Origin of the sequence: Paenibacillus sp. FSL M7-0134, from assembly GCF_038007865.1 — a bacterium.
GTDB lineage: Bacteria > Bacillota > Bacilli > Paenibacillales > Paenibacillaceae > Paenibacillus > Paenibacillus polymyxa_B.
In genome coordinates this window covers 2192294-2207575 of record NZ_JBBOXV010000002.1, presented here as the reverse complement: position 1 = coordinate 2207575, position 15282 = coordinate 2192294, and the positions used below count along the sequence as shown (strand labels likewise).

General features: G+C 37.9%; 16 protein-coding genes and 1 pseudogene. 7 read left to right on the top strand and 10 right to left on the bottom strand.

Going from position 1 to position 15282, the window contains the following annotated elements:
- Positions 1 to 109 precede the first annotated feature (109 nt).
- Positions 110 to 205: a hypothetical protein gene (locus NSQ58_RS25525; RefSeq protein WP_233903895.1), complete on the bottom strand. Its 96-nt coding sequence runs from the start codon at positions 203 to 205 to the stop codon at positions 110 to 112.
- Between the two features lie 247 nt (positions 206 to 452).
- Between NSQ58_RS25525 and NSQ58_RS25520 the strand changes: the two genes are divergently transcribed.
- Complete coding sequence (locus tag NSQ58_RS25520; protein ID WP_341058443.1) at positions 453 to 1565, top strand: alpha/beta fold hydrolase; 1113 nt, start codon at positions 453 to 455, stop codon at positions 1563 to 1565.
- A gap of 413 nt (positions 1566 to 1978) precedes the next feature.
- Positions 1979 to 2725: a class I SAM-dependent DNA methyltransferase gene (locus tag NSQ58_RS25515; RefSeq protein ID WP_076160960.1), complete on the top strand. Its 747-nt coding sequence runs from the start codon at positions 1979 to 1981 to the stop codon at positions 2723 to 2725.
- Positions 2726 to 3229: 504 nt separating this feature from the next.
- Here NSQ58_RS25515 and NSQ58_RS25510 read toward each other — a convergent pair.
- From NSQ58_RS25510 to NSQ58_RS25495, 4 genes are all read right to left on the bottom strand, one after another.
- Positions 3230 to 3508, bottom strand: coding sequence for a DUF6809 family protein (locus tag NSQ58_RS25510; RefSeq protein ID WP_023988514.1), 279 nt, complete (start codon positions 3506 to 3508; stop codon positions 3230 to 3232).
- A gap of 500 nt (positions 3509 to 4008) precedes the next feature.
- Entirely contained in the window at positions 4009 to 5130 is a 1122-nt protein-coding gene (locus NSQ58_RS25505) for an alpha/beta hydrolase (RefSeq protein WP_023988513.1), read from the bottom strand.
- An 11-nt stretch (positions 5131 to 5141) separates the two neighbouring features.
- Positions 5142 to 5594, bottom strand: coding sequence for a MarR family winged helix-turn-helix transcriptional regulator (locus tag NSQ58_RS25500; protein WP_023988512.1), 453 nt, complete (start codon positions 5592 to 5594; stop codon positions 5142 to 5144).
- A gap of 288 nt (positions 5595 to 5882) precedes the next feature.
- On the bottom strand, positions 5883 to 6707 hold the full coding sequence (locus tag NSQ58_RS25495; RefSeq protein ID WP_341058440.1) for a MerR family transcriptional regulator: 825 nt from the start codon (positions 6705 to 6707) through the stop codon (positions 5883 to 5885).
- Between the two features lie 131 nt (positions 6708 to 6838).
- Between NSQ58_RS25495 and NSQ58_RS25490 the strand changes: the two genes are divergently transcribed.
- Positions 6839 to 7660, top strand: a complete 822-nt coding sequence (locus tag NSQ58_RS25490; protein WP_341058437.1) for an NAD(P)H-binding protein — start codon at positions 6839 to 6841, stop codon at positions 7658 to 7660.
- 160 nt (positions 7661 to 7820) lie between these two features.
- Here NSQ58_RS25490 and NSQ58_RS25485 read toward each other — a convergent pair.
- The 4 genes and pseudogenes from NSQ58_RS25485 to NSQ58_RS25470 form a co-directional block, all read right to left on the bottom strand.
- A pseudogene (locus tag NSQ58_RS25485) lies at positions 7821 to 7910 on the bottom strand (alpha/beta hydrolase); the annotation flags it as partial.
- Positions 7891 to 8742: a 3-methyl-2-oxobutanoate hydroxymethyltransferase gene (panB, locus tag NSQ58_RS25480; RefSeq protein ID WP_023988508.1), complete on the bottom strand. Its 852-nt coding sequence runs from the start codon at positions 8740 to 8742 to the stop codon at positions 7891 to 7893. The pseudogene NSQ58_RS25485 and the gene panB, both read right to left, overlap by 20 nt.
- Positions 8743 to 8757: 15 nt before the next feature.
- Positions 8758 to 9534 (bottom strand): AraC family transcriptional regulator, encoded by a 777-nt coding sequence (locus NSQ58_RS25475; RefSeq protein WP_023988507.1) that lies wholly within the window; start codon positions 9532 to 9534, stop codon positions 8758 to 8760.
- A 24-nt stretch (positions 9535 to 9558) separates the two neighbouring features.
- Positions 9559 to 10134, bottom strand: coding sequence for a LysE family translocator (locus tag NSQ58_RS25470; protein WP_023988506.1), 576 nt, complete (start codon positions 10132 to 10134; stop codon positions 9559 to 9561).
- 309 nt (positions 10135 to 10443) lie between these two features.
- Here NSQ58_RS25470 and NSQ58_RS25465 point away from each other — a divergent pair, with 309 nt between their 5' ends.
- The 4 genes from NSQ58_RS25465 to NSQ58_RS25450 are packed head-to-tail and all read left to right on the top strand — an operon-like array spanning position 10444 to position 14444.
- The gene (locus NSQ58_RS25465) at positions 10444 to 11874 is read left to right on the top strand and encodes a spore germination protein (RefSeq protein ID WP_340858523.1); all 1431 of its coding nucleotides are present in this window, start codon (positions 10444 to 10446) and stop codon (positions 11872 to 11874) included.
- 14 nt (positions 11875 to 11888) lie between these two features.
- Positions 11889 to 13097 (top strand): Ger(x)C family spore germination protein, encoded by a 1209-nt coding sequence (locus tag NSQ58_RS25460; protein ID WP_316243664.1) that lies wholly within the window; start codon positions 11889 to 11891, stop codon positions 13095 to 13097.
- Positions 13098 to 13103: 6 nt separating this feature from the next.
- Entirely contained in the window at positions 13104 to 13331 is a 228-nt protein-coding gene (locus NSQ58_RS25455; protein ID WP_023988503.1) for a hypothetical protein, read from the top strand.
- 12 nt (positions 13332 to 13343) lie between these two features.
- Complete coding sequence (locus tag NSQ58_RS25450) at positions 13344 to 14444, top strand: GerAB/ArcD/ProY family transporter (RefSeq protein ID WP_341058435.1); 1101 nt, start codon at positions 13344 to 13346, stop codon at positions 14442 to 14444.
- Between the two features lie 107 nt (positions 14445 to 14551).
- Here the strand turns inward: NSQ58_RS25450 and NSQ58_RS25445 are convergent, their stop codons facing one another.
- Positions 14552 to 15244, bottom strand: coding sequence for a pseudouridine synthase (locus NSQ58_RS25445; RefSeq protein WP_075154171.1), 693 nt, complete (start codon positions 15242 to 15244; stop codon positions 14552 to 14554).
- Positions 15245 to 15282: the final 38 nt, after the last annotated feature.

The window sequence follows — 15282 nt, the reverse complement described above, 5'->3', positions numbered from 1 at the left end:
CCTTGATACAAGTCAGACTTTAACTGATTAATAATATATTCTTGCATTTGATCTAAAAGAAAAATGATGTTCGCATCTTTGCCATTTTTCAAAACCCACTGAATAGACATCAAGCATACTGTTTAACTATTTTTTCTAGCAAGTCGTACTTATCTAAATAATGACTATAAAAGGTAGAACGTCCGATAAGAGATTGATCACAGATTTTTTTGATCGTAATATCTTTAAAATCATGTTGTTGGAGTAATTCTATTAAAGCTCGCTCAATAGCTATTTTTGTTTATAAATTCTGATATCTTCATTCATTTAACCACTTGCTCCTTATGTGTAAGTTTTCGAACAATTCATATATAACATGTAAGATATCTTACAGATTATGCGATACTAATTATTTTTTATGTAGTAACTATACTCTATAGTAAGCACATACCCAAATTGAAGGAGGACAATATATGTTTAAATCCTATGTCAATAACGAACAGTTCAATCTTCAAATTAATCGTTTTATCAATGATTATTATCAAGAAGATGATCGAGCACAAGCTGACTTGGAAAAGATGATTCCGAAATTAAAAGACACCCATAGCTGGTATGAAGCTTGGCTCAATTTTGCAAAGAAACGCGAAGACAGCAAGGACTTTGACTTAGCCTCAGTCTACTATCAAGCTGCAGAATTTTATCTTGCAACCACAGACCCCAATAAAGAAAAAATGTATCGAAAATATAGAGAAATGTTCTATAAAGGCTTTCATGATTTTGATTATGAATCCTACAAGATTCCCTATGAAGACTCGTATCTTCCTGCTGTAAAATTATTGACACCTGGAGCTACGAAGACATTACTTGTCTTTGGTGGCTATGATTCTTACATGGAAGAGATGCTTAAAATGATGAGATTTATGAAGGGAATTGATTACAATATTATTGTATTCGATGGCCCTGGCCAAGGAACTGCTTTAAAAAACGGCCTAAAATTCATTCATAACTGGGAAAAGCCCATATCAACGGTGATTGATTATTTCAAATTAGATCGTGTTAGTCTCGTAGGTGCTTCTTGGGGAGGATATTTAGCAATGCGTGCGGCAGCCTTCGAAAAGAGAATCGATAAAGTAGTTGCTTTTAACATTTTCTATTGTGGTTTAGATGCCTTAAAAATGGGAATGTCAGAAGAGACTTACCAGAGCATAGTGCAGCTAGTCGATCGTAATGAAGTAGATCAAGTGAATTCATTATTCGAACAGATGATGACTCACAATATTGATTTGCATTGGAAGATTACCAAAGGGATGGAAAACACCGGTGTAGCAACGCCTTTTGATCTCATTAAAAATTTCGAAAAGCACACGATGCAAGGCTTTGGAGCATTCATTAATCAAGATGTTCTTTTATTAGCTGGAGAAGATGATCAATACGTACCTATTAGCCGACTCGCACAAATCCAACAAGAATTAATCAATGCTGCGTCCATTACAACCAAAGTATTTACTAAAGAAACAGGTGGTGAGCAACACTGCCAAGCAGGCCACAGGGAGTTAGCATTTAATGAAATGAAGAAGTTCCTATAACAAAGAGATATAAATACTATAATTTCTCGCATAAAAAATTCAGAGTATTGTTAATGCGGATATTAAGTAAATATTTAAAAGAATTATGTATAACGAATGGTTTCCCCAAAAGGGGAAACCGCCTTTTTTACGTCTCATTTTGATCTGCGTATTTAATAAGAATTTTATCCCCTATGATTTTTTTTATTTCTGGGTAGGTTAAATGATCTAATCCTTTATTTGTTCCTACAATAATTATACCTTCATCATCAGATCCGCTAAATTAGCGGCTTTTTTGTTTTAAAAGTGCTGGCGCGTCAGTCCTTTTTTTATAAAACATCAACGTGGTTTCCATATATCGCAAAACCGAGAATGGATGGTATAATGAAGGATGATTTAAAGGAATCTGTAGTGTAGTGAAGGGATGATTCATATTGATAAATCACGATAATCTTGAAGAGTATCGAGACCCGATTAATTATGATCTTGAATTTGGCGGTGAGACTAATAAATACAATTTCTATCTTGATATGGCTAGATTGAACCCAGGCGAGGTTCTGGAACTTGCATGTGGTACAGGATTGACAACCATTCATTTATCAAAATCGGGGATACATATAACAGGTGTTGACATTTCTTCATCGATGCTTGAATATGCGCGGGTTAAAGCTCAAGGTTTGCCTGTGGATTTTATTGAAGCTGATGCTCGTACATTCGATTCCGAAAAGCGTTTTTCCATGATTTATTTGACAGGAAATGCATTCCAGGCATTTTTGAGCGATGACGATCAACGAGCCTTACTCGAAACCGTCTACAAGCACCTAGAATCAAATGGGATATTTGTTTTTGAAACACGAAATCCCTTGGGAACCGATTTATCCAACCAAGAGGAAAGCATCTGGGGAAATTTTATCGATAAAGATGGAATTAAAGTCAAGATATCTGGGACACAGTCGTATGATTCAAGTAACCAGATCATGCACTGGGTCACGTTCCGTGATTGGGGATCGGAGAAAACAATTTCTCGAATTGCATGTCGCTTTACTGATAATGACACGCTTCAGCGTTTATTAACGAGCCGCGGCTTTTGTATCGAAAATCAATATTCGGACTGGGATAAAACACCGTTCACCCCTTTATCTCCTTCCATCATTACTGTTTGTCGAAAACATGGAGCCTAAAACGAATAATCCCGGAATGTTCATCCCAAGTGTTTGACGACCGCGCGTAAGATATCCATGTCATTCGCATGTTTTTGAAGGAACAATAAGCTATTCCAGTGATTCCCGGAAAGAAAAATCGCCGAGTCACCCTAAAATATGATCAGGACGTTTACAAAAAAAACGTTATTTACCTCGGTTGAGTTCATTAAGACATAATAACATTATTCAAATTTATGGAAAACCATCTTTATTACTAATTGTTATATGAATTAGAAGACTTAATACCTATGACCTCTGACTTATATTTATTAAATTCAGCTCCCCCTTCATTATAAATAAGTACCTTTTTAATGCCTCATCTTCTTCTGAATAATCTTGAAAATATATCTTATTTCAGTTATATGATCATAAGATTAACAGCCATCTCATATTAAATAAGCCAGTACGCTATAGCGTCCGGCCCTTGCCTTTTAACTCTATTCTGTATAAGTTTTCTTTCCCTTTACTTTACAAAGGTATACCTTAGTTTCGATAATTTTTCCCATCAAATATTTCTAACATCATCAAAACTCCCGTTTTGTACCCAGAAATATAATCCGAGGCAGATAATATAGAAATTAGGACATCATTTAAATCAGATAGTTCTTCAATTAACTTATAATCTTGTTCTGGCAATCTTGCTTTTAGAGTTTCCATAGAAGCGGATATTTTCTGATGGGTTAGTTCAAGTTCAGGGTTCTTCGGTTTGATTCGTTCACTTGGATACCATTTGCCGTAATATAAATCCTCCAAGATACTCATTTCATCTTCTCCTTCTTGATACAGACTTTGCGTAAATTTCGGATCCGTAGATGAGTTTTGTTCCCCAAAAATAAGAATATCCTATTGGAAATATCAATATTGAATTTTAGCGAATATTTCACTAGGAATAATTGAAGGACTATTGGCAAATTTCCACCAAACAAGCACAGACTATTTATTAAATAGAACAAACCAAAAGAAGCCCTACCCCTTAGGATAGAGTTCCTAAAATCATCAAGCCATCTCACATATGAGCATTTTCCGCTACAAAATTGTCTGATCCTATTGTTCGATCGGCATCTTCCGTTCAAGAAACATTTCATCTTGATATCCAATGGGTAGTACATTAATTAATCTAACTCATAGCCTAACGACTTAATCTGCAATGAAACGGTTAAAAGAGCCAATCTAATTCATCTAAAGTAGGCTTTAAAGAATAAGGAACCTCCATAAATGGAGATCCCTTTTTTTAATAAAATAACATAAATATTTAAAATTTCTCACTTATTAAGCAATTTTTTTGTTACCCAGGTTATAGCTGCATTATTGACATCTTCACCCTGGCCACCGTGGGGAGCTTTAGAGTTAGACATAAAAATATTTTCTACTCCTGCATGGTTAAGAGTATCTCTAAGTCTCAAACTTTGTTGAATAGATACTAAACTGTCACTTCCTCCATGTGCAATAAACATGGGTGGATCATCTGAAGATACATAATTTATAGGACTTGCCAATTCTGCCAACTTTACTTTTTCCCAATAAGGAGAATTGGTTTGTTTTTTATCCCGAATATCTCTCAGGACTGCCACACCTTGTCCTTCTTTATCAAATCCAAGAAGTTTGGCTTCAGCTGCTCGTGGAGAGTCATGTGTTTCGGCTGCCTCCTCAGGAGATTGCAGGGTTGGGTCCATCTCAGGGCCCATGGTAAACATATCTGTTGGACCGTAAAAATCAACTGCAGCCATTACTTTGCTTGAATACTCAAGATTGCCCCCAACATCACCTTCAAGCTCTTTTATATCACTAGTAACAGCGAGTTCGGTAGCCAGATGTCCACCTGCAGAATTTCCTGCTACTGCAATTTTTTCTGGATCAATACCGTATTCCTTGGCATGTGCACGCAGATATCTGATACTGCCCTTAACATCATAAATGGGAGCCGGAAAAATAGCTTCGCCACTTAGCCGATAATCTATGGAAACGAAAGCAATTTTATCTTCTAATACTTTTTTGAAAACTTGATATGCTGAATCTGTAGCCACTTGATCTGTAGCTCTACCTGTCATTTGTGCTGGTCGATTTGGTGGCGCGGCTGTTTCCTTCTTTGCATCTTTAGGCGCATCATCGCCCTGATAGTCCCCTATAGCCCATCCTCCACCATGAATATATACCAAGACAGGAGTTGCTTCGGTTACACCCTCCGGCTTAAAGATGTTCATTTTTAACTCTTTTTTCTTTCCATCGTCATTAGTTACGGTTGCATACACCACATCTTTATAGGTAGGAGCCATACTAATCACATCTGTAGGAGGACTTTCAGCAGCTACGAAACTTTCCTTTTGTGTGGCAAAAGCCAATGTTGCTAAAAGTACGAAGGATACCATTCTTAGTTTTTTATTCATACTCTCTCTCCTCACTTTTTTTCATTCTCGCATTCTATCAGGTTATCTAAAGTTCTTATTAAGAAACTTTGATACAATGCTATTTCTTCCTCGCTAAATCCCTTGTAAAAAATCTCTCCGACTTCATCAATAATCTTTTTGTTCAATTCCACTAATTTTTCATTTCTGTTCACTACTTTAATTATTGTTTTCCGTTTGTCTGTTTGGCAAGGCATAAAACTGATATGTCCTGCTTTTTCCAACTTAGCTAATATACTCGTTAAAGTTGACTTTTGAAGATTGGTAACCCTTGAGATTTCATGTATAGGTATTTCGTCTTTCGTCCAAAGATAAAACAAAATCCTTGCTTGAGTTGCTGTTAAAGTATCAACCTCAGATTCCCTGTGTTTTCTTGAAACTATTCTAGCCAGCAATGCATCTATGGATGCTGATAAAAAAACAGATCTTCCTTTTATAATTCCCATGTGCACCTCCATTTTCTCAAAAAAAGTACCATATCGTACTAATATTATAGTTCGATATGGTACTATTTTCAACCTGTATTTTTTGAATGTTTGCATTCATTATCTCTTGCGATCTGTAGATCACCCCAATTAATAGTAGTAAGTACGGCTCAACAGACATTAGGCATTCACTACAGCGAGGAAAATGTTTTATTGGGATGCATGGATGTTTAACCAGCAGGAAAGTTTGATTTGCCGTGAGTATTATATACAGTAAAGTAGAGAAATGGGTTCTCTTTGTTGTCTAAACTACATCTCTAAGATTTGAACAGAGATCTTAATTAAATACTCTTCATAACCTCTAACTGAAAGATCATCTAACAAAACATCCTCATAAAAAAATCCCTGTAATTCTATGCTCTTATCTTTAGCATAATTTATTATTCGATCATAAGTGTCACATACGCTTGAGTATCCCTCTGTATGGTACGCGATTAAATATGTTCCTTTTTCTCGCTTGAAATTTGAATAATTTGATTTTTTACTAACTCTAGTAAAAAGATAATCATAATTGAATGTTTCATTTGTTAAGACTCTTTTAGTATCTCTCATCCAGCCTACTGTATGGGAAGCATCAATACTATAAATGTTCAAGTACTTTTCGTGTTTTATCATAGAATCGTAAATGCTTTTATCATTTGTGTAAGGATCAGCCTCTGTTACTACCAAAAACTCCTCCTTTTTTTCCTCAATAATAATATCAGTTGTAACGATCTCAGTTGCTGCTTGGGTAATTCGTTTCTTCTCTGATATTATATTTTTCATTTTTTGCAGTTGTTTAATTTTAGAATTCAGCATTGCCTCTTCTTTCTCAAGTAGGACAATGAGCTCCTGAGGTGACCTTTTATTTAAATACTCTTTTATCTCTTTTAATGGCATTTCTAATTCTTTAAGTATTGAGATCACTTTAAAAACATCCATTTGATTAATTGAATAATATCTATACCCATTTTCAGCTTTAAATTCAGGAGAAAGAATTCCAAGTCGATCATAGTGAAATAAAGTATCCTTGCTAATACCCATCACTTTTGCAAATTGTCCTGACGTTAAATGAGTGTGAACATTATTCTCCATGAATTCCCTCCTTGACTATGGTGTTACACCACACTTTATTATAACCAAGTAACCTTCAAATAGCAGTAGACCATGAGGAGTATCTAATCGAAAGTAATACCTAAATAATTAATCTTGGGAGGATATAAGGAATGAAAGTTCTAGTTACAGGAGCAACAGGAAGTGTGGGAAGTCATATTGTTGAACAACTACTTGCAAAAGATATAGAAGTAAAGGCATTGTCAAGGAAGGAAAGCAACTTACCTAAAGGAGCACAAGTAGTTCTAGGGGATCTTGATATTCCCGAAACTATAAAAGCACATCTCCATACTATAGATAGCTTGTTTCTGATCACTCAGAGTGAACAAACGGACGAAAAATTTATAAAAAACAAAAGAATTATTCAGATGGCAAAACAAGCTAATGTTGCAAGAATTGTAGCCCTGTTAGATTTTGAAGGGAACCCAATTGAGGACGTTATTAAAAATAGCGGAATGGAATGGACTTTACTAAAGCCAGTGGAATTTATGAAAAATGCACTTTACAGTGGTTGGACAGAATCAATCCAAAAAGAAGGACTTATTCGTACGGCTTTCCCCGATAGTTTAAGCGCTAGAATTCATGAAGCTGATATCGCTGATGTCGCAGTAAAGGCACTAACAGAAGAAGGCCATGATAAGCGGACATATGATTTGACAGGACCAGAAGCATTGTCTCCAAAAAGTATGATTAAACAAATTTCTGTAGTTATAGATAAATACATTGATCTTGTTGAAATTACAGAAGAACAAGTAAAACAAGATTGGAAAAGCAAAGGCTATGACAATGAATTTATTGAATACTTTATTATAGGGATTGGGAAAAACCCTCCTAAAGGAGCCTATACCGTTCTACCGACAGTAGAACAAGTTACAGGCAAGCCAGCCAGAACATTTACTCAATGGGTTAATGAAAACAAGCATTATTTTGTATAACCCCTTATTTTCTTTTACTAATTACCTAACGGAAAACGTTAGCTGAACGAGGAATGGCAAAGAGTAAAACGATACTACATTAGACTGATGATCCAAGTAATAGAAACAGCGGCAGCCATGGACGGAAAAATAAAGTCCTAGACTGCCGCTGTTTTATTGAACTCAGTAAAACCGCACCTGTAATTTCGTTAGCCAAATTTTTTCCATGTTCATAAGGGATAATCGCATCTTCAGTACCGTGAATCACCAGCCTTACCTCCATAAAGTACTTTCAGTTCCTCTTCCTTCATCGTAAAAGTATGTTTTTCTTCAGGAAACCGTTTATTCTTCACATCAGCAGTATAAGCTTGAATGGACTCCAATATAAACGGATTCAGCGAATGGTATTGTTTTACAAACTTAGGAACACGTTCAACACCATAGCCTAAAATATCATGATATACGAGAACCTGGGCATCCACATCCAATCCAGCACCAATTCCAATCACCGGAATCGAAAGGGCTTTGGTTACTTCTTCTGCAAGTTGTCTTGGAACACATTCCAAAAGAAGAGCAAATGCTCCAGCCGCTTCACATTTCTTAGCATCTTCCAGCAATTTTTTAGCGGCTAATGCATCTTTTCCCTGCACCTTATATCCGCCTAAAACTCCAACAGTTTGCGGAGTCAGTCCCAGGTGGGAGCAGACAGGAATTCCTGCTCTTGTCAGGGCGGCGATATGTTCGACGACTTCATCGGCACCTTCCAGCTTCACCGCATGGGCACCGGCATCTTGAACTAATTCCCCAGCATTGATTAATGTATCTCTAACAGACAAATGATAGGTTAAAAACGGCATATCCGTAATGATAAATGTATCCTTCGCTCCTCGTTTAACAGCTTTCGTGTGGTGAATCATGTCTTCGATTGTAACTGGAATTGTTGAATCGTAACCCAGAACAACCATTCCAAGCGAATCACCAACCAATATGACGTCAACGCCCCCTTGTTCTGCAAGCTTTGCAGAAGGATAGTCATAGGCTGTTAACATGACAATCTTTTCATTGTTTTGCTTCATTTTCAGCAAATCTGTAGTTTGTTTCAACGTATTCCCTCCTCCTCAATTTAAATGTGACATATATTCAAATGCTGTTGTTCCATATACACTTTTAAAGTGTTTATTTAAATGGGTTAAATCAACAAAACCACATTCTGCTACTGCTGAATAAATATCTCTATTTTTTTCTATTAACTGCTTTGCACGTTCGATCTTGCAGTTAAGAAAGTATTGGTATGGTGAAATTCCAGTATGAGCATTGAATAATCGGATAAACTGAAATTTCGATAAATTAAGCTCTTTACATATCTCGTCAAGTTTAAGTACATGTTCTAAGTTGGTATGAATCATATCCTTCGCTATTCGAATTAAAACGTTCTCTTTCTTATTGTCTGTAGAAAGATTGGTTTGAAAAAGGCTATCCGTCAAGGATAAAAGTAATTCGCTACACAAAGCCTCATCTTTTTCGCTTAAGATAGCCTTAGAAAGACTTAATATTTTTTGTTCAAGGCTATAGTCATACACAATTGGCGTTGAAAACCGTACGATATCCTTGTGCTCAATAATCTCTAAAAGCAATTGTGGCTCAATATATAGCATGACATAATCAAGCCCCACCTTATTATGTGCCATTCCGTCATGCGCCTGTTCTGGATTAAAAAGCATCACACCATTTTGATAGGATAACTGTAAGCTGCCATCCAAGGTATACTCTTGAATTCCACGCAATGTTACGCCTATTGCATATTCCATGTGAGAGTGCTTCTTATACTTAAATTCAGAAAGACTTGCTGATAATGCAGTAATACCTGCTGATTTCTTATAGATAAATTTGTCCATTTCAATCACCCCTAACAAGCTTACCTACATCCATATCATTATGGCCGCATAGGCTAAAAATAAGGCCATCATTATATTAACAGTCTTTTTATGCTTCTGTAAAAACTCCTTGAAGATTGCACCGAAAAGAACCCATGTCACAAATGCTAAAAAACCAATAAGCGTTATAGCGACAATACTTATCGTCACCGCAGGTATTGCGATATAGTGGGGCATAATAAAACTAGGAATTACAGTCATTGTAAATAGTACTACCTTTGGATTTAGAAACTGCATAAGGAAGCCTGACATAAAGGTAGCTGATTGGTTTACGGTTGGATTGGATGTATCCATTTTGTAAACTTGATAGGCGAGATAGAACATATAACAGCTTCCAATTATCTGCATAACAATTAAAATCTTCGGTATGATCGTTATAAGCATTGTATTCAATATAGCAGAAATAACAAGTAATAAACCAAAAGCTAGAGTTGCTCCATACGTATATTTCATTGCTTTTTTTGCCCCAAAATTATGGACTGTAGATAGTATAACGATATTAGTTGGACCTGGTGTAAAAGTGGCAATAAAACAGTAAATTAAAACAGATGTAATATTCATGAGGAAAACTCCTTTAACGTATTCTCATGAAATAATACATCTTAAGATAAATGGCATATAGTATATTATTGCAGGTATTGTACCCTTCGTAGTCCCACTTCTTCTACGCTGTTTGCTATATCAAAATTTCCCTTATCCAAGAGTTGCATCGTCAGTTCCTTGTTGTCCGTAGCTGTCTTCAAAAATTACTTAGCCCGAATCCTCTACCGTTAAAGATGTTTTTAACCTTACCGACAACAAACATAATCATGGATTATTGTGGTATTATTTCGGATTATTGTTAATACTACGTATCTGAGGAGGGTGAAAATGAAGTTACATACCAAATTTTCAAGACAATTATGCCAGAATATCGATCTCATTTGTGACTTCATGGGAAACAGTTCGGATTTTATTGTTCGTGAGATCACGACTGGCCATAAACACGCCGCTCTTTTTTATTTGGATGGAATGACTGACATGCAAAAGGTACAGGACAACGTGATCCGTCCGTTGCATGATCGTGTTTCCTCTGACGAGATCACTTTACCGTTATTGAAAAACGCAATTTTGGACATTGGTGAAGCAAGCTTTACTCAAAACTTTGAAGATGCCTTGGAACAGATCCTCTCAGGTGGTCTTCTCCTACTACTGAACGATACGGATGAAGGATTGGTCATTTCTTTGCCTGGATGGGAAGAACGCAGCATTACGGACTCGAAGACGCAGCCTGTGGTCAGAGGTCCGCAAGAGTCGTTTACAGAAACTTTACGTACGAATACGACTATGGTTCGTCGAAGGGTGAAGGATACAAGAGTACGTCTAACTACCATAAAAGTTGGCGAAAAAACCAAGACCGATATATCGGTCATGTATTTACATGAGGTGGCTGACCTAAAAAAGGTGCAGGACATGATATCCAAGTTAAAGGACATGCATGTAGAAGGTGTGCTTGAAAGCGAATATTTGGAAGAATGTCTCCAAGAAGATAAACAACTCACGATATTTCCGCTCTTTTATAATTCTGATCGCCCAGACTCTATTGCAGCAGGAATTATGGAGGGGAAAATTGCGATATTTGTGGATGGATCTCCCTTCGCCATCCTTGCACCTGCGGTGTTTGTAGATTTCCTTCAATCCGCAGAAGATTATTATCAATCCTTTATTTACAGTAGTATCATTCGAATATTAAGGTATATCTGCCTGGCAATCTGTATGTTGGCTCCCTCCATTTATGTCGCATTAACGACATTCCATCAGGATATGATTCCAACAGTTTTGTTATTAAGCTTATCCGCGCAACGTGAAGGAGTTCCGTTTCCAGCATTTATTGAGGCGATGATCATGGAAGTGGTTTTTGAAATTCTAAGGGAGGCAGGTCTTCGTATGCCACGGACGGTCGGTCAAGCCGTTTCTATTGTCGGGTCAATAGTAATTGGCCAAGCAGCTGTAGAAGCAAACATCGTTTCGGCTGTTATGGTCATTGTTGTTGCAATAACTGCCATTTCGAGCTTTGTCATTCCCTCGTACACCTTTGCCATTCCTATCCGTATATTACGTTTCGCTTTCATAGGAATAGCCGCTATGTTTGGTGTGTACGGATTGACTGTTGGTATCCTCATGCTCTTTGTGCATCTGAATGGGCTTCATTCATTCGGTGTACCGTATTTGAGCCCCTTTGCCAATTACAAATCGTCGGAGCAGAAGGACGCAATATTGCGTTTTCCATATAGAACTAAAAAAAAACATCGCAAAAACTAAAGGAGTAGACCATCATGAACTCGTACCGATCCACCATTTTGTTACTGTTAATGTGCACCTGGCTAATGGTGTTTCTTACGGGTTGCTGGAACAATAAGGAATTGAGCGCAATTTCCGTCGTGATGGCTATGGGTATTGATGCAGTGGATGACCAATATGAAGTCAGTCTACAAGTGGTTGACCCATCGCAAATGTCTCGGAATTCCCCCATGGAACGGACGCCAACGATCGTTTTTTCCAAACGCGCCGATACCATATTTGAAGCTATTCGAAAATTAACAACGGAATCCTCCCGAAAATTGTATATGTCTCACTTAAAGTTTGTAATTTTCGATGAAAAAACAGCAAAAAAAGGAATCAAGGAGCCGCTGGACTTTCTATTCCGTGATCATGAAGTTCGGCCTGATTTCTATTTGGCGGTTGTCAGAGAAAACTCGGCAAAGGAGGCCGTTACTTTTGTAGCTCCAACCGAGATCTTGCCTGCAATGGATATGTATAAGGCATTAAGGCTTTCTGAAAAAGCCTGGGCTCCCACTTCCGCGGTCAATGTAAAAGATCTTTTGCAGAAATTTACGGAGGATGGCATTGAACCAGTCCTCACCGGTATTCGACTGACAAACCTAGAAAAAGGTCTAACTATTGATAATGTGACAAAGTCGCCCCAACATGTTAAATATTTTTTCACTGGAATTGGTGTTTTCAAGGGCGATCGACTTCTCAATTGGATGGATGATTCACAAAGTAAAGCCTTTACCTATATATCCAACCGTGTTTCCAGCACCGTAGCTTCCATCGATTGTCCGTATTCCAATGGAAAATTTGTTGTTGAAGTAATCCGTTCCAAAGTAAAAATGCGTCCAGAAATAATAGACCATGAGCCGCACATTTCTCTTATTGTGGATACAGAATCCAATGTCGGAACGGTCTCGTGCAAGGCCAACCTTAAGAATGAAGAGACATTTAGAGATCTTCAAAAATCAGCTAAAGAGCATCTGGAACAGTCTTTGAAGGAAGGCATTCGAAATGCACAACACATCGGTTCCGATATATTCGGGTTTGGAGAAGCTTTTCACCGCAAGTTCCCGCGTGAATGGCATAGCTGGAAAGAGGATTGGTCACAAAAATTCCAAACGCTTAAAGTGGATATTCAGCTCAATTATCGTTTGATCCGGTTCGGAGAAATCACCAGTCCAATCGATATGGGACTACACAATCAGGAGTGAATACATATGCTTTATGTGATTCTCGTAAGTTCCATTTTAACATCGCTGTATGAGTTTAAAAAATTCAAGAAGAAACAATATGTGCGTGAAATTGTATTCAGCTCGGTATTGTTGACTATAGGCGTTATATTGATTATCCTACGGATTGCCAACATTGAACTGCCGACTCCACTGACGGGCATTCGAATCCTATTCCAACCAGTAAGCCGGTTACTTATAGAAATGTTATCTTAAGGGGGCATTGGAATGAATTCCAACTTGACCGTTCGACAAGCTATTATGTGGTTTACATTATATCAAATAGGAAGCGCATATCTGGTGCTCCCAGCGGCAATTACTGCTGCCGCTAAACAAGATGCCTGGCTCTCCATCCCAGTCTCCTTAGGTTTCCATCTGTTATTGATACCTTTATATGCCTCCATCGCTAGGCAAATACAGGGGAAATCTTTCGTAGAGCATATCCGTTGCCTCTTCGGTCCCTTGGGCGGGACGATTAGCATCGTTTTCATTTTTTTCTTTCCCTTTCTTGTGTTCATCATGACGCTTCGAAATCTAGGCGACTTTATCACAATAGATATTATGCCGGAAACTCCCTCCGACGCGATATATTTCATCATGCTTATAGTCATTTATTTCGCCGTTCGATCAGGCCCTGCTGTAATTGGCCGTTGTGCGGAAATCCTGTTTTTTTTCCTTCTGGTTCTATATCTTTTGGTCAGGATTACCCTTCTTCCTGAGACCAACATAAATAATGTGCTCCCTATTTTTGAGTATGGTTTGAACCCTATCGTTCTCGCTTCGTTCAATTTGTTTGCCTTTCCCTACCTTGAAGCAATTCTGTATCTTTTTTTTGCACAGTACATTCCCGATCCAAAGAAGTGGAGAAAGACAGTGATTACATGTGCTTTGATTAGCGGCGGCATGTATTTTTTCATGGTTCTACAAATAATCGCCGTGATGAGTGAAGGTGTTGTATCTAATTTGACGTTTCCTACTTATTTTATTAGCCGAACAATCAGTAACGGGGAGTTTCTTCAACGGTTTGAAATTGTCGTTGCAGTGTTCTGGTTTGTTACCATTTTTTTCCGACTCGCACTGCTTTTATATGTTTCAGCGCAAGGGCTTGCAGATGCTTTTCGTCTTCGAAGCGCTAACTCTCTCTTAGTTCCTCTGATCCTAATCGCAATGGCAATGGTTCATTCTATTTGGCCAAATATGCAATTTTTAATCAAGTTTTTTTCAGTATGGCCTTTTTACGCCATGATTTTCGGTATCGTGTTTCCTATTGTGCTATGGCTGGTGGGTAAGGTAGGCGGCTCGTTGAAATTCCGTAAAAAGTATCACTAAAGTTGCATTGACCGTATGAACATACTGTCCAATTCCAGCCTCTCCACCACGTCCAAATGACATGGAAGACGCCTATTGGGCTAGGGGACTTGCTCTTGTTGTAATCATTATTGCAATTTAGCAAGAAGTAACTCCAGTTCCTCCCTCTCCAGATGTCTCCATTGCCCACGTTCCAGATGATCCAAGGTAATATTCATAATTCGAATACGTTCCAACTTTAGCACCCTGTAGCCCAAGGCCTTGCACATTCTGCGAATTTGCAAGTTCAGACCCTGCGTCAAAATAATGCGGAACTCGTATTCGCTCGTACGATCAACTTTGCACGGTTTGGTAATGACGTTCAATATTTCAACGCCACGAGACATGGCCTGCGTAAACTCGTTTGTAACAGGTTTGTCTACAGTCACTATATATTCCTTCTCATGACCATGCTCGGAACGCATCATTTGATTGACAATGCTTCCATCGTTGGTTAATAGAATGAGTCCCTCTGACGCTTTATCCAGCCTGCCAATGGCAAAGATACGTGAAGGATAATTGACATAACTAATAATATTGCCAGCCACTTGCTCCGCTGCGGTACAAACAATGCCTATAGGCTTATTCAGAGCCAAATATACAGGTTCAATGGAATTAAGCGGAATAGCTTTTCCATCAATCAGCACGATATCCTGTGGCTCTACTTCTGTGCCCGCTTCACAAACATTTCCATTAATCGTAATTCGTCCTGCTGCAATCAACCTATTGGTTTCCCGACGTGAGCAAAATCCTGTCTCACTTATGTACTTGTTAATTCTCACGATTCACCTGCTTCTGATTATAATATGCGAGTATAAGT

Excerpts from the sequence above, each read along its gene's own strand:
- NSQ58_RS25470 (WP_023988506.1), bottom strand. The coding sequence starts at position 10,134 with ATGAATATTACATCTGTTTTAATTTACTGTTTTATTGCCACTTTTACA.
- NSQ58_RS25490 (WP_341058437.1), top strand. The coding sequence starts at position 6,839 with ATGAAAGTTCTAGTTACAGGAGCAACAGGAAGTGTGGGAAGTCATATT.
- NSQ58_RS25455 (WP_023988503.1), top strand. The coding sequence starts at position 13,104 with ATGCTTTATGTGATTCTCGTAAGTTCCATTTTAACATCGCTGTATGAG.
- NSQ58_RS25505 (WP_023988513.1), bottom strand. The coding sequence starts at position 5,130 with ATGAATAAAAAACTAAGAATGGTATCCTTCGTACTTTTAGCAACATTG.
- NSQ58_RS25495 (WP_341058440.1), bottom strand. The coding sequence starts at position 6,707 with ATGGAGAATAATGTTCACACTCATTTAACGTCAGGACAATTTGCAAAA.
- NSQ58_RS25450 (WP_341058435.1), top strand. The coding sequence starts at position 13,344 with ATGAATTCCAACTTGACCGTTCGACAAGCTATTATGTGGTTTACATTA.
- NSQ58_RS25465 (WP_340858523.1), top strand. The coding sequence starts at position 10,444 with ATGAAGTTACATACCAAATTTTCAAGACAATTATGCCAGAATATCGAT.
- NSQ58_RS25520 (WP_341058443.1), top strand. The coding sequence starts at position 453 with ATGTTTAAATCCTATGTCAATAACGAACAGTTCAATCTTCAAATTAAT.
- NSQ58_RS25510 (WP_023988514.1), bottom strand. The coding sequence starts at position 3,508 with ATGAGTATCTTGGAGGATTTATATTACGGCAAATGGTATCCAAGTGAA.
- NSQ58_RS25500 (WP_023988512.1), bottom strand. The coding sequence starts at position 5,594 with ATGGGAATTATAAAAGGAAGATCTGTTTTTTTATCAGCATCCATAGAT.
- NSQ58_RS25475 (WP_023988507.1), bottom strand. The coding sequence starts at position 9,534 with ATGGACAAATTTATCTATAAGAAATCAGCAGGTATTACTGCATTATCA.
- NSQ58_RS25460 (WP_316243664.1), top strand. The coding sequence starts at position 11,889 with ATGAACTCGTACCGATCCACCATTTTGTTACTGTTAATGTGCACCTGG.